An 18,880-nucleotide genomic window follows, 5' to 3' on the forward strand; every position below is an offset into this window, starting at 1 on the left:
TTAACCCAATCCGGGGCGAGATTGCCGAGCCACGCCGATATAGGTAATCAGCAAAGCCACACAGCACACCAAGGCGGCGATGATATAAACCAGTCGCCCTCCCAGCATATCCCAGAAATAGCCACTGTACAGACTGCCTATCATCCCACCCAAGCCAAAACTGATACTGCTGTACAGTGCCTGGCCTTTGCTTTGATGGCGCTCGCCGAAATAGTGATACAGCAATTGCATCGCCACCACATGCGCCACACCAAAGGTAGCCGCATGCAGAATTTGCGCACAGATGGTCAATGCCAGCGAATCCACCCCGTCAGCGATTAACAGCCAACGCAGTACGCTCAGCAATACCGAAGCAAGCAACAATGTGCGCGGCGAGAGCCATTTCAACAATTGCCGCATTGCCATGAACAGCAATACCTCTGCCGCTACGCCGCTGGCCCACAACAGACCGGTTTCGGTGGCCGAATAGCCATGTTGTTTTAGGTAAACCGAATAAAATACGTAATAGGGACCGTGAGCGACTTGCAACAACATATAAACCAGCAAAAATGCCAGCAGCTCCGGTTTCATTAAAATCTGCCGAATCCCGCCCGTTTCGGTATGGGTTAGACGCGGCTTCGCTTCCGGCGTAATCAGCGCCATCAACCAATTCAACAGCATCAAGCTACCGATAATCCACGGCAAATAGGCAATGCTAAACTGATCCAGAAACCGACCGATGCCCAATACCGCGGCAATAAAGCCGATAGACCCCCACAGCCGGATTTGGCTATAACGCTGCGGTTCGGCTTGTAGATGAAACAAGGTCGCGGCTTCGAACTGCGGCAAGGTGGCGTTCCAGAAAAAACTGAAAATCACTGTCACCGCCGCAAACCATAGGTAATCGCTACGGTATAAAAATCCGGCAAAACACAGTACGGACAGCAAAGAGGTGATGCGAATCAGGCGTAAATTACGGCCGGTTTTGTCGGCCAACCAACCCCAGTAGTTCGGTGCGATGATCTTGGTAGCCACCAAAAACGCAGTCAGTTCGCCGATTTCGGTAGCGGCGAAGCCGACTTGCTTTAGGTATAAACTCCAAAACGGCAGGAACGCACCCAGCGTGGCGAAATAGCAAAAGTAAAAGCCGGATAAGCGCCAGTAAGGTACGCTCATTCAGCGCAGAATCGGCAATCCTGAATTTACATGCAGGTTTTGCGCGCGATGCCGTAACAGATGATCCATCAATACGATAGCCACCATCGCTTCGGCAATCGGCGTGGCGCGGATGCCGACGCAAGGATCGTGGCGGCCTTCGGTGACCACTTCAATCACTTCACCTTTGCTGTTGATGCTACGGCCCGGCAAACGTAGGCTGGAGGTGGGCTTCAAGGCAATCCGGGCCACGATGTCCTGGCCACTGGAAATCCCACCTAAAATGCCGCCGGCATGGTTGCTTAAAAAGCCTTCCGGGGTGATTTCGTCACGAAATTTCGTGCCTTTGGTATCGATACACTCAAAACCGTCGCCAATCTCCACACCTTTTACCGCGTTGATGCTCATCAAAGCATAAGCCAGTTCGGCATCCAGCCGATCAAAAATCGGTTCGCCGAGTCCGGGCGGGACGTTGCTGGCAATTACTTCGATCTTCGCGCCGATGGATTCGCCTTCCTTACGCAAGGCGTCCATGTATTTTTCCATTTCTTCAACTTTACCGGCATCCGGGCAGAAGAAAGGATTATTGGGAATTTCGTTCCAGTCGAATGCGTCGATTTTGATCGGACCCAGTTGCGACAAGTAGCCGCGCACCAGGACGCCATGTGCTTGGAATAGATATTTCTTGGCAATGGCGCCTGCTGCGACCCGCATCGCGGTTTCCCGAGCAGACGAGCGACCGCCGCCGCGATAATCTCTAAAGCCGTATTTGTGCTGGTAGGTGTAATCGGCATGACCAGGCCGGAAGCTCTCGGCAATTTTCGAATAGTCCTTGGAGCGTTGATCGGTGTTTTCGATCATCAGTCCAATTGGACAACCAGTGGTTTTGCCTTCGAACACGCCGGACAGAATTTTCACTTCATCGGCTTCCCGGCGTTGCGTGGTATGCCGGGAAGTTCCGGGTTTGCGCCGGTCCAGATCGATTTGCAAATCGGCTTCGGACAACTCCAGTCCGGGAGGGCAACCATCGACGATAGCCAATAAGGCCGGGCCGTGGCTTTCGCCAGAGGTGCTTACGGTAAATAATTTTCCTATGCTGTTTCCGGACATGGTTATAACGCGCTGCGAAAGTGTGAGTGATAGAGAGAGACTTGTGCGGCAGTCAGTAAAAACACGCCGTCGCCGCCACGTTCGAATTCCAGCCATTGGAACGGCACGTCGGGAAACATTTCCTGCAAGGTTTCGGCGCTGCTGCCCACTTCGATGATCAAGATGCCCTGCTCCGCCAGATAACGTTTGGCATCAACCAAAATCCGCAACACCAGATCCAGGCCATGTTCGCCGCCGGTAAAACCCATCTCGGGTTCGGCGTGAAACTCAGCGGGCAGACTTTCCCATTCGGCGATGGCGACATAGGGCGGATTGCTGACGATGATATCGTAAGGCTTTGCCGGCAACTCGTTGAATAAATCGGATTGATAAAGCTGGACCTGTTCTTCCAGTTCATGTTTTTCAATATTGATCTGCGCTACCGCCAAGGCATCATCCGACAATTCCACCGCGTCCACTAGTGCATCCGGGAAGGCATAAGCGCAAGCGATAGCGATACAGGCGCTGCCGGTGCATAAATCCAGGATATTGAACACCTGTGTTTCTTCAACCCAGGGCTCGAAGCGTTCGGCGATTAATTCGGCGATGGGCGAGCGCGGCACCAAGACCCGTTCATCGACATAAAACGACAGGCCGGCAAATATCGCTTCGTGGGTTAAATAGGCTGAGGGTTTACGTTCGACGATGCGGCGTTCGATCAATGCCACCACCGCCTGCCGTTCGGCCATAGTCAGTACCGAATCCAAATAGCTATGATCCAAATCGTAAGGCAGATGCAAGGTATGCAACACAATGGCCGCTGCTTCATCCAAAGGCGTGACAGTGCCGTGTCCTAGAAAAACCCGATGTTCGGCAAAACGGCTGGCAGCCCAGCGAATATAGTCTCTGATGCTGCTGAGGGTTGTGATAACATCCGGGCCTGTTAAATTCATAGCGTGTCTATAGTTAAAAATACGTTTAAAAATGCAGCAGCGGATTTTAAACCAATCCCCCGCCGCTTGCCCGAATAAAGCAAAGTAAATGACCGAGGCCCATTCTCAAGCGCTATCCGCCAAACTGGCAAAAAATCGTCTGTATCAAGATTGCTTTAAATATATGCAATCCGATTCCTTGGCGTTACCGACCATCCCGGATGTCTCGGTAAAAATCCGCCGGGCGATCAACGAACCCAACGCCAACAGCAACAAAATCGCCAGAGTCGTGCAAATCGACCCCAGCATTACCGCGCGCTTGGTAAAAATCTCCAATAGTCCGCTATACCGAGGCCGGCGCAAGATCGAGAGCTGCCCGGAGGCCTTGACCCGCTTGGGTTTAAAAGCCGCGCAGGACATCATTACCGCCTTCGCGTTAAAAGCGGTGTTCAACGCCAAATCCCCGGTGATCCGCCGCAAGATGCAAGATCTTTGGGCCCATAGCAGTTACGTAGCGGCGATCAGCGCGGTGTTTGCTCACAAAACCCCCGGTTTCGATCCGGATCGGGCCATGTTGGCCGGCTTGATTCACGACATAGGTGTGGTGCCGATTCTGGCTTATGCCGACCGGCAACCGGAGATTTTAGCCAATCCGGGCGATCTGGCCGAAGCGGTAAGGGAATTGCGCAGCCCGATAGGCGTGCAAATCGTCCGCAAATGGGATTTTCCCAGCGACTTTGAAGACGTGATCATTCATGCCGAAAACTGGCACCGCGACAGCGGCGAACAGGCCTGTTACAGCGACATAGTCATGATCTCGCAATTGCACAGCTTTATTGGCAAGATAGACATCAAACAAATGCCCAAGCTGGACGAATTACCGGCGTATAAAAAACTGGCTAAAGGCAATCTGGACGCGGATTTAAGCATCAATATCCTCGATCAGGCAAAGGATGAGATCGAGCATATCCGACAAATGTTGAGCTAAACCGCCCTGCGCAAGCGTTGGCAATCTGCTCAAGTTGCGGAATAATCTGCCCAGCCCGGTTTGGTTGCCTACATTGCCATTCGTGGCGTTGATTTTTCTTGGCTTTTTTCTATCGACGGAGTTAACTACATGTCATATAAACTACTGTTTGCCGCCCTTCTGCCCTTGATTTTTGTAACCCCTGGCCAAGCCGGCAGCCTGAACAACGGCAGTTGGCAACCTAGCGGTTGCGGCGTAGTGCCTGACTCACCTGCCATCGATGGCGGCAATATCGATGCCTACAATAAAAGCATTGCGGCTATAAACACCTGGCAACAAAAATCCCGTGATTATTTCGAATGCTTGATCAAAGAAGCTAACACCGATAACGGCATCATCGCCGATCATGCCAACCAGGCGCAGGCCAAATACCGCGATACTGTGGAAAAAATCGGCGCGGAAGCCGAGGCAGCCAAGAAAAAACTGGATAAAGAGTAAGCTGGTTACGCTGGTGCAATGCACGAAATTCAGTTTATGCGGCAAACACGCCATTTTTACCGCGTTTTACAATTCTCGCACCGATTAAGCCTCCCGAGCAGCCGGGATTTATCATAAAATCTCCGCATGATATCAAGCAGCCATTCGCCAATGCGGAGGCTGCGCTTCAAGACCTCCACTCCTTAGCAATAAACACTATCCAAGACATGAAAAAAATCCACACCAAGCTGCTGATACTGGCGATCAGCCTGCTGTTAAACGGTTGCGCCAGTCTCGGCAAAGGTATTACCGAAGCCATTCTGGAAAAGCAGGAAGCGGAAGATACCCGCATTTGCGAAATCAAAGGCGACAAATTCGAAGGCATTAAACCGCAACTGGAAGTGCATGATCGGAAAATGAAGCTGCTGATGGTGCACGGCGTCGGCAACCACTTGCCGGGTTACTCCACGCAGTTCATGGAAAAGCTGGCCAAAGAACTTGATCTGACCGTCACCAGCAGAAATGTCAAAAATATCCGCTTGTCCGATGCAAAAGCCGATGAACGACCGCTGGGCAATTTGCGTATCCACCGTTATCTGGACGCCAGCAAATCCCAGGAAATGCTGTTTTACGAGCTGACCTGGTCCGAGATCAGCGCCAAGGAAAAAGAAGTGCTGTCTTACGATAACTCCGGAGAACAGTCGTTTCGCCGCGCGGAAGTCAACGATCTGTTAAAAAAGTTCTCCAACGATACCGGACCGGACCCTATTATTTACCTGGGCGAGAAGCGCGAAGATATTCTGTCGGCATTCGCGCAATCCTTTTGCTGGATGATCCACGGCGACTGGAACAGCCTGCCGGATGACGCTAAGCAAACCTGTTCCACCAAGAACGTCACTCCGTTTTATAACGACAGTTACGCTTTCATTTCGCATAGTTTGGGCAGCCGCATTACCATTGACGGTCTGCAACAGATTGCCGCGAAGTTGAGCAACGGCGAAACAGCCAGCTATTACGCGGCATTGACCAACGTCTTAAAAAATAAGGAGATACCTATCTATATGATGTCCAACCAATTGCCCATGCTGCAATTGGGGCGGGCGCTACCGGAAGTCGCCAATCATGCCGACACCTATTGCCAAGCCGCAGGCGCCAAATACAACGAACGGATCATGGCGAAAACTTCGGTGATCGCGTTTAGCGACCCCAACGATTTGCTGAGCTATGCCATCCCGCACAATTTTGTGAATAAATATCTGGATTCGCGCTTGTGCGTTAATGTCACCAACATCAACATCAACGTCGCCAGAGTTTATGATGCGTTCGGATTGGGTAAGCTGGCTAATCCTATGGACGCCCATATCGGCTACGACACCGACGACCGGGTGATTGCCTTGATCGCTAAAGGTATTGCTAACGAGCACACCGCGCCTATCGTTAAAGAGCGTTGCCATTGGGTGGAAACCATAGATTAAGCTTTTTAGGGTATGGCTAAAGACTTAGCCATACTCCTCCTCTCCCGTTATGCACACGGCAATCCTGCCAACTTCACTCTCGCTTCACATCCCCCACATCGTCCGCTCACCTTGTCGGAGCATGCTAACCATCGTCTTTTAACTCTACGGAATAAACGCGATGCAAAAAAAACTCTGGCAAAAGATCTGCATAATGTTCGGTCTGACTTTGGTACTGCTGATACCGATAGGCATGATAAAAAATCTGGTTGGCGAACGCGCCGAGCGCCAACAACAGGCGGTAAACGACATTGCCGCCAGCTCGGCCGGGCCGCAGCAATTGTTCGGCCCCTTACTGGTAGTACCTTACACCGAACGCTGGACCGAAATTATCGAAACCAAACAGGACGGCGAACCCCAACGCGAGCAAATCGAACGTGTCGATAATCGTCTGCTGTATTTTCTACCGGAGCATTTGAATATTGCCGGCGAACTGGCCACGGAAACCAAACAGCGTGGCCTGTTTAAAGTGCGCTCTTACGTGCTGAATGTCAGTATCAAGGGCGACATGAAGTTGCCTGGCGGTTACGGTAACCCCAAGCCGCTGCATAACGGCCAGATCAGTTTCGGCACACCTTATGCCAGCGTCGTATTGGCGGATATGCGCGGCGTATTGGAAGCACCTGGCGTGGAATGGGGCGGCAAGCAGTATGCATTCGAACAAGGTGCTGAATTACCGATGCCCCAAGCCAACGGCATGCACGTAACACTGGATGCGCCGCCAGTCGAGTTCGGCGCTATCAATATACCGTTTGCATTCACGCTAAAAATACGCGGCATCGAATCGTTGGATTTTATTCCGGCCGGCAAGCAAACCCGCGTGGAGCTATCCTCCGCCTGGCAGCATCCCAGCTTTTACGGCCGATTTCTGCCGGATCCACAAACCCAGCAAGTTGGCGAGAGCGGTTTTCATGCGCTATGGTCGGTCGATGCACTGGCATCAAATGTCGCCGAAAACCTATACAAGTGTCAGGCTATCAGTTGTTACGACAGCTTCGGGATCCGCTTGATGGAGCCGATCAATGTCTATTCCTTGTCTGATAGGGCCAGCAAATACGGTTTTCTGTTCGTCTGCCTGACTTTTGCGGCGATATTTCTGTTCGAAATTCTGAAAAATCTGGCGATTCATCCTGCCCAATACGCATTGGTCGGTTTGGCTTTAGCGATGTTTTTCCTGCTGCTGTTGAGTTTGTCCGAGCATCTGGATTTTGTACTGGCTTATCTAATCGCCAGCGCCGCTTGCGTGGCATTGATCGGCTTCTACCTCAGCGCGGTGCTGCGCAGCGCAAAACGCGGTATTGCCGCCGGCGCCTTACTCGGGGGCTTGTTCGGTAGTTTGTATGGCTTGTTGGAATCAGAGGATAACGCGCTGATGCTGGGGTCTTTACTGATGTTTGCATTGTTGGCCCTAGCCATGGTTACCACGCGGCGCCTTGATTGGTATGGACTGAGTCAATCCGGTGCCGATAACTCGGCAATCATTTAAATCCCATCGGCTCGGGGCGCTGGCTGTAAGCATCGTTCCGAGCAACAACATCGAGGAAATTATGATTGTTGCTCATCTCCCAGCCGGCTATATAGTATCGACACTGCTGTTTCACAGATTCGAGAAATATGGGGCGTCCAGGCTAATTTTTCTGCGTGCCGGCTTATTGGGCAGTATCGCCCCTGATCTGGATATGATTTATTTTTATGGTTTCGATCACCGCGCGCACCCGCACCATAGCTATTTCAGTCACTTTCCTAGCGTTTGGCTGCTGTTATTAACATTGGCCATACTTGGTTTTCAGCATTGTAAGCAGAAGAAACTGGCGTTGTTGGCGCTAATTTTTACCGGAAACGGTATGTTGCATATGTTGCTGGATTACATCTCGACCAATATCTACTGGCTGGCCCCATTCGTAAACAGGCCTTTTGCTTTAATTACGGTGCCCAGTGTCTACGAGGATTGGTGGCTAAACTTTCTACTGCACAGATCCTTTGTGCTGGAAATTTTGATTGTGATTTGGGCAACCTGTTTATGGTGTAGACGTCGGTTAGCTAGACACGAATTAGTCGAATAAACGTTAATCCGGAAGATGGATCGTTCCCTCGGCAAACAACACGGCTTGCCCACCGACTCTGATGGTCAAGTTCTCCAGGCCTTTGTTGTCCATTTCCAATTGAATCAGGCTGCGGCGAGTGTTTTGATCGCCGCGTTCGACCGCGAAAGTGTGGGTACCTTTTTGGGTGTGTTCGAACGAGCACAAATAACAACAAAATGCCGGTATCGCGCTGCCGACCGGTGGATCGGCATGGATGCCGATATTGGGCCCCAGCAATCGCGCATTGAAATCCGCTTCCGGGCTTGATGATTTTGGGCAAAACAACAAGATTTCCTGCGCCGCGGTTTGTGGGGCGGCCGATTGCGCCCACGCCGCGTAGTTAAAACGCGCCTTACGCACCGATTCGACGCTCCAAACCGGCACCACTAAATAAGGAAACCCGCACGACACCAAGCGTGGCGAATACTTTTTATGATCCAGTTCCGACAACTGCAAGCCCAGAAAACTACATATTTCATCGTCACTGGGCGCGAAGCGGTCGATAATCGAATCAACGCTACGGCTAAATTGCACCAAGCCCGGCTGACCATCCTGACTGGACAGATTGACTTGAATAATGCCGATATTTTGTTCGAACTCAAGTTTAGTGAGCGGTTCGGTTAATACCACATCGCCGGAAATAGCCAACACATAGGCTGCGGCAATAATCGGATGGCCGGCAAAATTGATTTCGCCTAAAGGCGAAAATATTCGCATCCGCCGATGCTTGTCGTCATCGGCCTTGTGAAACAGAAATACCGTTTCCGACAGATTCAATTCCTTGGCGATTTTAGCCATTTTTTCGGCATTCAAGCCGTCTGCCTTCGGCAATACCGCTATTTGCGCACCGTTGAAAATCTGGTCGGTAAAGACATCAGCGATGTAATATTGGTAGTTCACACGTTACTCCATTTCACAGACAGCCAAAGACGGCGATTTTTGTTGCAGCGGCGGCGAGGCCAGCATGACGGCGACTCTGCCGTTTTCCAAGCGTACCGGATAGGCCGGTACGCTAACGCCGGCATCTTCAAAGCACACACCGGTACCTAGATGGAAATGTTGCTTATACATCGGCGATGCGACCATCGGTTCGCCACCGATATCGCCTATCATACCTCGCGATAGGACATTGGCCTCGCTAAACGGGTCGAAGTTACCGATTGCATAGACTTCCTGCCGGCGTTGCAGGTAAAAAATCGCGATTTGTTTGCCTTTTACTAAGGCACACACCCCGGAATCGGCTTGCAAATCGTCGATGCCGCACACATCTATCCACGTACTCATTATGCCGCCTCCTCGATCAATTTGAAATGTTTACGTTCTTGCGGGTTGGCGGGCCTAACTTGGCCGCGCTCCTCGACAAACACCACGTTGTCGTCGGCTTGATCGCTGTTGACGAAATGCCGGAAGCGTTTCAGCCGTTGCTCGTCGGCCAAGGTAGTTTTCCATTCGCACTGATAGGTATCGATAACATGCTGCATCTGCCCTTCCAATTGCGCGCCTATACCTAGCCGATCTTCTATGACTACCGATTTCAAATAGTCCAACCCGCCTTCCATATTGTCCATCCATACCGAGGTGCGCTGCATCCGATTGGCGGTGCGGACATAAAAAATCAACACCCGGTCGATGTACTTGATTAATGTCTCTTTATCCAGATTGGTGGCAAACAAATCGGCGTGACGCGGTTTCATACCGCCGTTGCCGCACACATATAAATTCCAGCCGTTCTCGGTAGCAATCACGCCGATGTCTTTGCCTTGCGCTTCCGCACATTCACGGGTGCAACCCGACACGCCGAACTTGATTTTATGCGGGGCGCGCAAGCCTTTGTAGCGATTTTCCAGTTCTATTGCCAAACCGACGCTGTCATCGACACCGTACCGGCACCAGGTGCTACCGACACAGGATTTCACCGTGCGCAAGGATTTGCCGTAAGCATGACCGGATTCGAAACCGGCGTCGATCAACTCTTGCCATATCGCCGGTAATTGCTCGACGCGGGCGCCAAACAAATCCACGCGCTGGCCGCCAGTGATTTTGGTGTACAGCTGATATTTTTTGCCGACTTGGCCTATAGCGATCAGCATATCCGGGGTGATTTCCCCGCCGGCGACCCGCGGCACCACCGAATAAGTACCGTCTTTTTGCATATTGGCCAGGAAGATGTCGTTGGTATCCTGCAAACCGATATGTTCTGTTTTCAGGATGTAGTCGTTCCAATGTGAAGCCAGGATAGAACCGACCGCCTGCTTGCACACTTCGCAGCCCAGGCCCTTGCCGTGCTTATCCAGCAATTCGTCGAAAGTTTTGATTTCCTCGACCATCACCAGGTTGTACAAATCCTGGCGAGTATGCGGAAAATGCTCGCAAATATCGGTGCTGACTTCCACGCCGAGCTTGGTCAATTCGCAATCCAATACTGACTTCAACAAAGCCGAACAGCCGCCGCAACCGGTGCCGGCCTTGGTCTCGGCTTTCAGGCCGCCCAGCGTAGTGCAACCGGCTTCGATTGCGCTGCAAATTTGACCCTTGCTGACATCGTAACAAGAGCAAATCTGAGCCGAGGCGGGTAAGGCATCCGGCCCCAGTCCAACTGATTCGCCGGAAAGTTGGGGCAGAATCAAAGAATCCGGATGCTCCGGTAGTTCTATGCCGTTCAAACAATATTGCAACAAAGTACTGTAAGCGGAAGCTTCCCCAACCAAAACCGCACCCAACAGGCGTTTCTGGTCTGGGCTGACCACCAGACGTTTATAGATTTCGCTGGCACCGTTTTGATAGGTATACACCATGGCGCCTTGGGTCTTGGCATGCGCATCGCCGATACTGGCCACATCGACACCCATCAGTTTAAGTTTGGTGCTCATGTCGGCACCGGTAAAACTGGCCGCTTCGCCGGCTAAATCGGCGACGACGGTACGCGCCATCGCATAACCGGGCGCGACCAAACCGAAGATCTGGCCATTCCATAATGCACATTCGCCTATTGCGTAAATATTGGCATCGGAGGTGCGGCATTGATTGTCGATGACGATACCGCCGCGCGGCCCGACATCCAAGCCGCAGTCGCGGGCAATGTCGTCGCGTGGCCGGATGCCGGCGGAGAACAACACGATGTCGGTTTCCAAGGTTTCCCCGTCCGCAAAATTCATTTTGTGCAGGCACTCCGCGCCGTCGTCGATCAGCGTGGTGTTTTTGTTTAAATGTACCTTAACGTCCAACGCTTCAATCTTGCGCTTCAACATCGCCCCGCCGCCATCATCGAGTTGCACGGCCATCAAACGCGGCGCGAATTCGACCACATGGGTATCAAGCCCTAAATCCTTTAACGCTTTGGCGGCTTCCAGGCCCAGCAAACCGCCGCCGATGACCACGCCGACTTTGGATTTGGCAGCCGCCGTTTTCATCGCTTCCAAATCTTCGATGGTCCGATACACCAGACATTGCGGTCTTTCATGCCCTGGCACCGGCGGTACGAAAGGATAAGAACCGGTCGCCAATACCAGTTTGTCATAATCGACTATCACACCTTTGGCAGAGGTGACTTGCTTGCGCTCCCGGTCGATACTGGCCGCCTTGTCGCCTAAATAAATCTCGATGCCGTGCTCTGCGAAGAAACCGTCTTCCACCAAGGATAAATCGGCAGCCGTTTTCCCAGAAAAATATTCTGACAAATGCACCCTGTCGTAAGCGGCTCTGGGCTCTTCGCAGAATGTGACAATCCTATAACGATCTTTCGCGTTGCTGGCGACCAATCCAGCCAGAAAATTCTGGCCTACCATACCGTTGCCGATAACAACCAGGGTTTGTTTCATATTCATCAGGGGCCTCTGTTTACTCAGAATTTATGCAAACGCGCTACCTGGCCTAGTGGCGGTAAGGCGATTCAAGGAGCTACTGTCTGGTCGCTACCGCCCTTTTTCGCAGCCAAAAAAAAAGGCATCCTGTTCGAATGAATGACTCATTCAAGCAGGACGCCTTTGTCCAGGTTTAATACGGGGGCAAGTCTAACGACAAGACTTGATAAATCTCTAACAAAATTGATGCCAACATTCAAAAGCCTTTAAAAATGCCAGCTCCCACAGCTAGGTAACGTTTTTTCCCGCAAAATTCGCACCCAAATAAGGCAAAGAAACCGGTCTGTTGCACCACTATGGAGCCATGTAGCCGCGAATTGACGGATTTGCCGCTACTGAATCGTTGGCATATAAGCTGCTTATAAAAACCAAGGAACGACAACCACGGATCATCCATGTCTTTTACGCCTTTTAAATTACTATCCATGCGCGGCAAGACCAAAGTGCTGCACATGAGCTGGATCGCGTTTTTCATCAGCTTTGTTATTTGGTTCAATCATGCGTCTTTATTAGTACTGATCCAGCAAGATCTGGGAATCAGCGAAACCCAAATCGAAATCCTGTTATTGCTGAACGTGGCCCTGACCATTCCGGCTCGGGTTATTACCGGTATGTTGGTAGATAGATTCGGCGCAAAAATCAGCTACAGCGTGTTACTGGCGGTATGCAGCATCCCCTGCTTCATGTTCGCGATGGCGGAAAATTTCACCGAACTGGCCTGGTCGCGATTTTTATTGGGCTTTATCGGCGCCGGCTTTGTGGTGGGCGTGCGCATCATCGGCGACTGGTTTCCGGCCAGCCAAGTCGGCACTGCGGAAGGTATTTACGCCGGCTGGGGCAATTTCGGTTCGGCGGTTGCGGCGATTTTCCTGCCGGGCCTGGCGTTTTATTTCGGCGCCGAACACGGCTGGCGTTCGGCGATTGCCTTAACCGGTGTGATCGCGCTGATTTATTCGGTCATCTATTACTTCAGCGTGGAAAACCTGCCGCCGGAAATTGCCGCACTAAAAACCCGCCGGCCAATGGCAATGGAAGTCACTAGCATCCGCGATTTGTTTTTATACATGCTGAGTCTGGTGCCCCTGTACGCGACCATCTCCTTGTTAGCGTGGAAACTGTCTACGCCGGCCACACCAGTCCTCACCGAAGGCTGGAATCTGGCTATTCATGCAGTCGTCTGGCTACTGTTCCTGATCCACGTCTTTCAATTGGTCAACAACAACGCCGACCGCCTCAGCCAACCGATTGCCAGCATCCATCATTATCAGTACCGGCAGGTATTCATTCTGGCGATAGCCTATCTGGTTACCTTCGGCTCCAAACTGGCCGTTTTATCAATGCTGCCAATGTTTTTCTTTAAGACATTCAACGAAACCCAAGGCACCAGTATGTTGGATGCCGGGTTCCTGGCTTCCAGTTTCGTGGTGACCAATGTCATCGCCCGGCCGGCCGGCGGCTGGCTTAGCGACAAGATTGGCCGCAAACTGTCCCTATATTTATTCGTGGCCGGCCTGGCCGGCGGCTATTGTTTGATGGCGATGATTTCCGCGCAATGGACTATCCTCGCAACCGTAGCGGTTACCTTGCTTTGTTCGATATTCATGCAAGCGGCGGAAGGCGCGATATTCGCGTTCGTCCCCTTGATCAAACGCGCCATCACCGGCGAAGTGGCCGGCATCGTCGGCGCTTACGGCAACGCCGGCGCCATCGTCTATTTGATTTTGCTGACCTTCGTCTCCACCGGGCAATTTTTCTTAATCTTGGGCCTGTCCTGTTTCCTGTTATTGGGTTTGATTTACTATCTGGAAGAGCCGAAAAACTACATCACCGAAATCATGCCTGACGGCTCTTTGCTGAAAATCGCCCTGGATTGAACATGGCAGCGCTTAATGTCTTGGTCGTCGATGAATTCGACAGCGAACCCTTGCTGGAAACCAGCTTGCGCCAGCACGGCTGTGAGGTGGTAACCTTGAAACTTAAAGAACTGGACATGATGCAAATTGTCCAGACCCTGAACCCCGACGTGGTGGTCTTGAATTTGTACGCCCCTAACGAGGCTGTGTTGCGGACCATCGTCGATATCAACCAAAACTGCTCACTGCCGGTTGTGATCTTCGCCGAGGATCAACAAACCGAGACTATCAACAAGGTTATCAAAGCCGGCGTCAGCGCCTATATAGTCGATGGCCTGGATCCGAAACGCATCAAGGCCATCATCGACATCGCCATAGCGCGTTTCAAGGAGCAACAAGCCTTAAAAGACGAATTGAAAAAAACCAAGACTCAACTGGAAGACCGCAAACTAGTAGATCGCGCCAAGGCGATTTTAATCAAATCCCAAGGCTACACGGAAGACCAGGCTTATCACGCCTTGCGCAAACTAGCGATGGACCGCAACATCGCCATCGGTGAAATGGCCAAGAACGTGATTTCGATGGCGGAGTTGTTTAATAAGTAGAGGCTTTGGGTGACAAGGCTTGGAGGGTTCTGACGCTATCGTAAGCTCTGCTGCATTCGAATTTTGATTTGTGATTGAACCTTAAATTTGGCTCCTGCCGGCCATTACCGGCCGGTTGGGGTAACTATCCAATTTCAATAGTTCAGGTATACGGTGACTCAGCCGAATGACAGGTATTCGGCAAGCAAATCAACTTCATGACCGCGTCAGTAAATCGAATTGCCGACCACTGCGTTTTGATCGTGACTGACAGTAGTTGGATGAATACCTGACTGTCAAGAGAGCTGAGCCTGAATTCCCATGATCGTAAACGGGGCGACAATTAGACACGAGTTTTAAAAAGGCGTCCATGCTCCCCCTAGATTTGTCGTAAAATAACTTGGCTAATCCAACTATAGATAATTATCATGCCTTCTAAATAATGCATGGTAACGGATAATGAAACCACCTTCCGATTATACGTTTCCGTTACACTTATCCACAGCCGGCCACTCAAAAAGCTGGCTCCATCACCCAGGTGAAATTTTAACCGGTACGGGTGGTCAATTTTCTCCGGGCACCAACAAAAATTTGCCGCTTAAGAGATCATGGGGCAAATCACTAGTACAAAATGAATAACATAACTGCCGAGGGTAAAATAATACTGAAAGGCCGCTTTGTGTTGGAAGAAATTCTTGGTCACGGCGGGATGGGAACAGTTTATAAAGCATTGGATTTATTGGCGGTTGAAGCACGCGATAAAGAACCATATTTAGCAATAAAACTATTAAACTCGGAACTTCTTGGTGACCCTAGGTTTTTCATTGCTATGCAACGAGAAGCTAAAAAGGCTAAGTCACTGGCGCACCCGAATATTATTGCCATATATGATTTTGATCGTGATGGTAGCAATGTTTATTTGAGCATGCAGTTACTCAAAGGCAGCCCTCTTAGCGCCTTTATCAAACAGCACTCTTCGGGCATTGCACTCGACAAAGCTTTACCTATAGTAAAAGACATGGCGTCCGCTTTGGCTCACGCGCACAAAAACGGTATCGTCCATTCGGATTTTAAGCCGGGGAATGTGTTTGTAGACGATCAAGGCCATGTTACGGTTCTGGACTTTGGCATTGCCTGCCAGTTTGAAAGAACTGCACGAGGCAATGACGAGACGACTGTTTTTGACTCACGGTCACTAAATGCGCTATCACCTCCCTATGCCAGCCTTGAGATGCTAAACAATGTGGAACCGGATCCACGAGACGATATCTATGCGCTTGCTTGCGTGACATATGAACTTTTATCAGGCAAGCACCCGTTTTCAAGATCAAATGCTCAACAGGCGTACGATTTAAAAGCACAACCGAGCCAGATTACTTCTATCTCGAATAAACAGTGGAAAGGATTGTTGCATGGCCTCCAGTTAAAGCGCGAACACCGTACTAAAACTGTTGATAAATTCATAGCCGAAATTTCACCTTCACAAAGTAGCAAAGCAAAGCTGTATTTTGTGGCATCAATAACATTTGCTAGTTGCGTGGTATTGGCTTCCTATTGGTCATTTCAGAAGAGCCAGGAACAGAGCATTGATTCGTCAGCGCAAATAAATGCGAATATAAACGAGCCCAAGAAAACGGAAATGACTTCCATTCCAGCGGAAGCACCAACAAGTTATCGGGACAACCAAAAGGCTGACTCAATTTCGAAAAACCCAATAAATCTGCAGCTATCCGCATCAAGTTACAATATAGGCGATCCAATGATTATATTCGTGGAAACGGAAAAACCCATGTATATCACTTTAATACATACTAACTCAAAAGGGGAAGTTTCTACTATTTATCCGAATAGCTATGAAACCTATCAAATAATATCGGCAGGCGATAGGGTACGAATTCCAAGAGAAAATGCCGACTATGAATTTACTGTGTCGGGTCCATCAGGGATAGATAGAATAGAAGCTCTAGGAAGCTCTGAGCCGCTACCAATTACAGAAAATATTATCGATGGAAGCGGAAAAATTAACGCAAAAATTAATTCTCTCCTAATATCAAGAACAGCAGTAACTGTAAAAGTTTATTAAAGTCGGTTACGGCATAGCGGCAATTCTAACTCGTCGATTAGCAGCGCTGTAGGGATTAGCTGGATCGAGTAAGCCTTGTTCTCCGTGACCAGAAAATTGAATTCTTGAAGCTGCCAGACCATGTCCTGCAACGAAAAAGTCCCGTACGGTAGCTGCGCGTCGCAAGGATAAATCTTTATTATATTCATCGGTCCCTTTGGCATCCGTATATCCTTCTACAAGAAACTTCAGGTTTTCCAGGTCACCGGACACCAAAGCTTCCGCAACAGGGGTGAGTTGTTTGACAGCTTCATCCGTTAATTGTGCGGAATTGAAAGCAAATTGAATTTCTAAGGATATTGCTTTAGAACCAGTGTTGGCCGTTTTATCCTTAGGCCGGATACTGATGCCACGTGTAAGACCTTTTTCCCCACTTTCCATTCCTGGTTTAAGCGCTTCAATGATTTCATCTTTTGTAGGCGCTCGGCTTTTAAGATTTATCTCTTCAGCGGCAGCACTTTCAGTAAACACCAGCGAAAGTAAAAGGGTAAATAAATAAATTATTTTAGAGAACCACATATTTAATCCTTTATAACGTTTACAGCTTTAAGTTAAAAAATTAATAGGCTTTGTTAAAGAGGAGCCCTGTTGTTAGCGTATTCATAGCGAACGTCTTTCCATACACTTTCGTATAATTGGGGCATAGACTCATTCCGCACATCCCTCTTTACATATAAGCCGGGTATGTAGAGTTGTGTAACTTTAATGTTCTGAACCGGCGTCCATTTCTCGGTAATAGTTTTTGCAACATTACCCTCCCCAGCGTATGCGTCTAGCGGTGAAGTCAATATTGCACTGACTATTCTATCGACACGCGTCCAATCATAGGGAAGCGCAAGAAATAGACGGGCTGCATAGGTGAATTGCAACTCCATTCGAATTGAATAGTGCCAAATAGTATTGATGTTATCGAAACTCAGCCACCATCCGCCACCCAAGACTTTTTCAGGTTTAGACGGATTACTGAAAAATCGATAATAGCGATGCCCCTGATTCAAATGCACCCTGGTTGGATTATTAATACCCCCGCTACTGATAATATTGTGTTCATTAAACCATTCCTCGGGACTAATGCCTTTAGCTATTAACTGCCAATGCGGTTGAACAAAGCAGATGTCATTTAGTGCATTACTCATTATCCTACTCCCAAGGTATTAGTTAGTATTTTCTGGTAATCCATTCGAAATTGTAGTGCCAAGAAATAAATTTTTACCATTATTATTTTTACTTTGTCAGAAGTATCTGGCTAATTCGAAAGTCATTGGCGTCTGTTTGCCGACTGGTCCACCAGTCTTTGAATTCGAACTCAGGCATTCCGCCCGGTTATCCGTTATCTTGGAGATGTAGGCTATGCGAAACTCCTTACTTTTTATAAAGATCGAGAAAAACGACCTTAGAGCACATTCCAGAGGGTGGCAAATGAAAAGTCGCCTGTTGATAATTCTTCTTTTGCCATTAAACATTACAAAAGCTAAAAAGCCGGCCAGGATTAGGAAGATTGACGGTGGCTCAGGTGCATCATAAAATTCGACCTTACCTTGCAGGGTAAAATGTGTTGGGCCAATTTCTGTTAGGCGGTCAAGTGTTGGGTCTTTAGGTGTTGGGTTCCTTTTTATGCCGTAATCGGTGTTATTAATAATTACTTTAAGAATATGATCGCCTGTATCCAACCATTCAGTTAAATTTTTGCTTGTGCCAAAATCGTAAAGTGAATCCTTCCAATAGTACGTGACAACATCAGGAGGGATGGACGGAGTGTATGAACTTTGAAAATAACCTTCAGAACCCGCGCTCGTCGCGAATAGCCCTGCTGAAGCTAGGAGAGTATTGTCTAAGAAAACTTGCGCCCTATCGTCTGCGGCAAACAAGGAAATATTGATCTCGTACGGATTCAATTCGGGAATCGGAAACTTAAAAATGGCAGTCCAATAGCCATTGTAGTTAGGGTCGGAGTAGTCAAGACTATCGCCAACATAAGTGCTATCCTTCGGACTATCACCAGACATGTCCATGGTGATCCATTTATCCAAATTATTATCTTGCAAGCCGTCGCTAAAATGCCACTTCGAGAGATTCGCTTCAGTCGTGCTGAAGTCTATCGCCACCGTTGCTGCCGATGCGTTCCCCAAGGCGAAGCTGAGTGCAATGGTTAGAGCTAACCTTATATTATTGTTTCTTGAATTAATTTTCATAATTATATCCCAATATTTTGAAGAGATTAATCGCTTATCTCATTAACAAATTTGTCAGCCAAAGCTCACAAG

General features: G+C 49.5%; 17 protein-coding genes. 8 read left to right on the plus strand and 9 right to left on the minus strand.

Annotation, left to right across the window (positions count from 1 at the left end):
- Genes METH11B_RS0103400 through prmB form a run of 3 tightly spaced genes read right to left on the minus strand, consistent with a single transcriptional unit; the run spans position 1 to position 3,176 of the window.
- Positions 1 to 1,155, minus strand: a complete 1,155-nt coding sequence (locus METH11B_RS0103400; RefSeq protein ID WP_026600793.1) for an MFS transporter — start codon at positions 1,153 to 1,155, stop codon at positions 1 to 3.
- Positions 1,156 to 2,244, minus strand: coding sequence for a chorismate synthase (aroC, locus tag METH11B_RS0103405; RefSeq protein ID WP_026600794.1), 1,089 nt, complete (start codon positions 2,242 to 2,244; stop codon positions 1,156 to 1,158).
- Between the two features lie 2 nt (positions 2,245 to 2,246).
- Complete coding sequence (prmB, locus tag METH11B_RS0103410; protein WP_026600795.1) at positions 2,247 to 3,176, minus strand: 50S ribosomal protein L3 N(5)-glutamine methyltransferase; 930 nt, start codon at positions 3,174 to 3,176, stop codon at positions 2,247 to 2,249.
- Positions 3,177 to 3,264: 88 nt separating this feature from the next.
- Between prmB and METH11B_RS0103415 the strand changes: the two genes are divergently transcribed.
- The 5 genes from METH11B_RS0103415 (at position 3,265) to METH11B_RS0103435 (ending at position 8,176) form a co-directional block, all read left to right on the plus strand.
- Complete coding sequence (locus tag METH11B_RS0103415) at positions 3,265 to 4,143, plus strand: HDOD domain-containing protein (RefSeq protein WP_026600796.1); 879 nt, start codon at positions 3,265 to 3,267, stop codon at positions 4,141 to 4,143.
- A gap of 129 nt (positions 4,144 to 4,272) precedes the next feature.
- A complete protein-coding gene (locus METH11B_RS0103420; RefSeq protein ID WP_026600797.1) occupies positions 4,273 to 4,620 on the plus strand; it encodes a hypothetical protein in 348 nt (115 codons plus the stop codon).
- Between the two features lie 206 nt (positions 4,621 to 4,826).
- The gene (locus tag METH11B_RS0103425) at positions 4,827 to 6,074 is read left to right on the plus strand and encodes a hypothetical protein (protein WP_026600798.1); all 1,248 of its coding nucleotides are present in this window, start codon (positions 4,827 to 4,829) and stop codon (positions 6,072 to 6,074) included.
- 160 nt (positions 6,075 to 6,234) lie between these two features.
- The gene (creD, locus tag METH11B_RS0103430) at positions 6,235 to 7,599 is read left to right on the plus strand and encodes a cell envelope integrity protein CreD (RefSeq protein WP_026600799.1); all 1,365 of its coding nucleotides are present in this window, start codon (positions 6,235 to 6,237) and stop codon (positions 7,597 to 7,599) included.
- A gap of 61 nt (positions 7,600 to 7,660) precedes the next feature.
- Positions 7,661 to 8,176, plus strand: coding sequence for a metal-dependent hydrolase (locus METH11B_RS0103435; RefSeq protein WP_026600800.1), 516 nt, complete (start codon positions 7,661 to 7,663; stop codon positions 8,174 to 8,176).
- Positions 8,177 to 8,179: 3 nt separating this feature from the next.
- Here the strand turns inward: METH11B_RS0103435 and METH11B_RS0103440 are convergent, their stop codons facing one another.
- From METH11B_RS0103440 to nirB, 3 genes are read right to left on the minus strand one after another with little or no spacing between them, the layout of a single operon-like run.
- Positions 8,180 to 9,097: a PhzF family phenazine biosynthesis protein gene (locus METH11B_RS0103440; protein WP_026600801.1), complete on the minus strand. Its 918-nt coding sequence runs from the start codon at positions 9,095 to 9,097 to the stop codon at positions 8,180 to 8,182.
- A 3-nt stretch (positions 9,098 to 9,100) separates the two neighbouring features.
- Positions 9,101 to 9,481, minus strand: coding sequence for a nitrite reductase small subunit NirD (nirD, locus tag METH11B_RS0103445; protein ID WP_020481256.1), 381 nt, complete (start codon positions 9,479 to 9,481; stop codon positions 9,101 to 9,103).
- Positions 9,481 to 12,021 (minus strand): nitrite reductase large subunit NirB, encoded by a 2,541-nt coding sequence (gene nirB, locus METH11B_RS0103450; protein ID WP_026600802.1) that lies wholly within the window; start codon positions 12,019 to 12,021, stop codon positions 9,481 to 9,483. The genes nirD and nirB overlap by 1 nt, the downstream gene beginning before the upstream one ends.
- 431 nt (positions 12,022 to 12,452) lie before the next feature.
- Here nirB and METH11B_RS0103460 point away from each other — a divergent pair, with 431 nt between their 5' ends.
- The 3 genes from METH11B_RS0103460 to METH11B_RS27570 all read left to right on the plus strand — a co-directional run bounded on the left by METH11B_RS0103460 (position 12,453) and on the right by METH11B_RS27570 (position 16,577).
- Positions 12,453 to 13,931: an MFS transporter gene (locus METH11B_RS0103460; protein ID WP_036275570.1), complete on the plus strand. Its 1,479-nt coding sequence runs from the start codon at positions 12,453 to 12,455 to the stop codon at positions 13,929 to 13,931.
- A gap of 2 nt (positions 13,932 to 13,933) precedes the next feature.
- Positions 13,934 to 14,515, plus strand: coding sequence for an ANTAR domain-containing response regulator (locus tag METH11B_RS0103465; protein WP_026600805.1), 582 nt, complete (start codon positions 13,934 to 13,936; stop codon positions 14,513 to 14,515).
- Positions 14,516 to 15,125: 610 nt separating this feature from the next.
- Positions 15,126 to 16,577, plus strand: coding sequence for a serine/threonine-protein kinase (locus METH11B_RS27570; protein ID WP_026600806.1), 1,452 nt, complete (start codon positions 15,126 to 15,128; stop codon positions 16,575 to 16,577).
- A 6-nt stretch (positions 16,578 to 16,583) separates the two neighbouring features.
- Here the strand turns inward: METH11B_RS27570 and METH11B_RS0103475 are convergent, their stop codons facing one another.
- The 3 genes from METH11B_RS0103475 to METH11B_RS0103485 all read right to left on the minus strand — a co-directional run bounded on the left by METH11B_RS0103475 (position 16,584) and on the right by METH11B_RS0103485 (position 18,808).
- Positions 16,584 to 17,135: an OmpA family protein gene (locus tag METH11B_RS0103475; RefSeq protein ID WP_026600807.1), complete on the minus strand. Its 552-nt coding sequence runs from the start codon at positions 17,133 to 17,135 to the stop codon at positions 16,584 to 16,586.
- A gap of 53 nt (positions 17,136 to 17,188) precedes the next feature.
- The gene (locus METH11B_RS0103480) at positions 17,189 to 17,752 is read right to left on the minus strand and encodes a hypothetical protein (RefSeq protein WP_026600808.1); all 564 of its coding nucleotides are present in this window, start codon (positions 17,750 to 17,752) and stop codon (positions 17,189 to 17,191) included.
- 96 nt (positions 17,753 to 17,848) lie between these two features.
- Entirely contained in the window at positions 17,849 to 18,808 is a 960-nt protein-coding gene (locus METH11B_RS0103485; RefSeq protein WP_026600809.1) for a hypothetical protein, read from the minus strand.
- Between the last annotated feature and the right edge of the window lie 72 nt (positions 18,809 to 18,880).

The organism is Methylomonas sp. 11b (assembly GCF_000515215.1).
Lineage (GTDB): Bacteria > Pseudomonadota > Gammaproteobacteria > Methylococcales > Methylomonadaceae > Methylomonas.

Excerpts from the sequence above, each read along its gene's own strand:
- METH11B_RS0103435 (WP_026600800.1), top strand. The coding sequence starts at position 7,661 with ATGATTGTTGCTCATCTCCCAGCCGGCTATATAGTATCGACACTGCTG.
- METH11B_RS0103485 (WP_026600809.1), bottom strand. The coding sequence starts at position 18,808 with ATGAAAATTAATTCAAGAAACAATAATATAAGGTTAGCTCTAACCATT.
- METH11B_RS0103460 (WP_036275570.1), top strand. The coding sequence starts at position 12,453 with ATGTCTTTTACGCCTTTTAAATTACTATCCATGCGCGGCAAGACCAAA.
- METH11B_RS0103415 (WP_026600796.1), top strand. The coding sequence starts at position 3,265 with ATGACCGAGGCCCATTCTCAAGCGCTATCCGCCAAACTGGCAAAAAAT.
- creD (WP_026600799.1), top strand. The coding sequence starts at position 6,235 with ATGCAAAAAAAACTCTGGCAAAAGATCTGCATAATGTTCGGTCTGACT.
- METH11B_RS0103480 (WP_026600808.1), bottom strand. The coding sequence starts at position 17,752 with ATGAGTAATGCACTAAATGACATCTGCTTTGTTCAACCGCATTGGCAG.
- METH11B_RS0103465 (WP_026600805.1), top strand. The coding sequence starts at position 13,934 with ATGGCAGCGCTTAATGTCTTGGTCGTCGATGAATTCGACAGCGAACCC.
- prmB (WP_026600795.1), bottom strand. The coding sequence starts at position 3,176 with ATGAATTTAACAGGCCCGGATGTTATCACAACCCTCAGCAGCATCAGA.
- aroC (WP_026600794.1), bottom strand. The coding sequence starts at position 2,244 with ATGTCCGGAAACAGCATAGGAAAATTATTTACCGTAAGCACCTCTGGC.
- METH11B_RS0103420 (WP_026600797.1), top strand. The coding sequence starts at position 4,273 with ATGTCATATAAACTACTGTTTGCCGCCCTTCTGCCCTTGATTTTTGTA.
- METH11B_RS27570 (WP_026600806.1), top strand. The coding sequence starts at position 15,126 with ATGAATAACATAACTGCCGAGGGTAAAATAATACTGAAAGGCCGCTTT.
- METH11B_RS0103475 (WP_026600807.1), bottom strand. The coding sequence starts at position 17,135 with ATGTGGTTCTCTAAAATAATTTATTTATTTACCCTTTTACTTTCGCTG.
- METH11B_RS0103400 (WP_026600793.1), bottom strand. The coding sequence starts at position 1,155 with ATGAGCGTACCTTACTGGCGCTTATCCGGCTTTTACTTTTGCTATTTC.
- METH11B_RS0103425 (WP_026600798.1), top strand. The coding sequence starts at position 4,827 with ATGAAAAAAATCCACACCAAGCTGCTGATACTGGCGATCAGCCTGCTG.
- nirD (WP_020481256.1), bottom strand. The coding sequence starts at position 9,481 with ATGAGTACGTGGATAGATGTGTGCGGCATCGACGATTTGCAAGCCGAT.
- nirB (WP_026600802.1), bottom strand. The coding sequence starts at position 12,021 with ATGAATATGAAACAAACCCTGGTTGTTATCGGCAACGGTATGGTAGGC.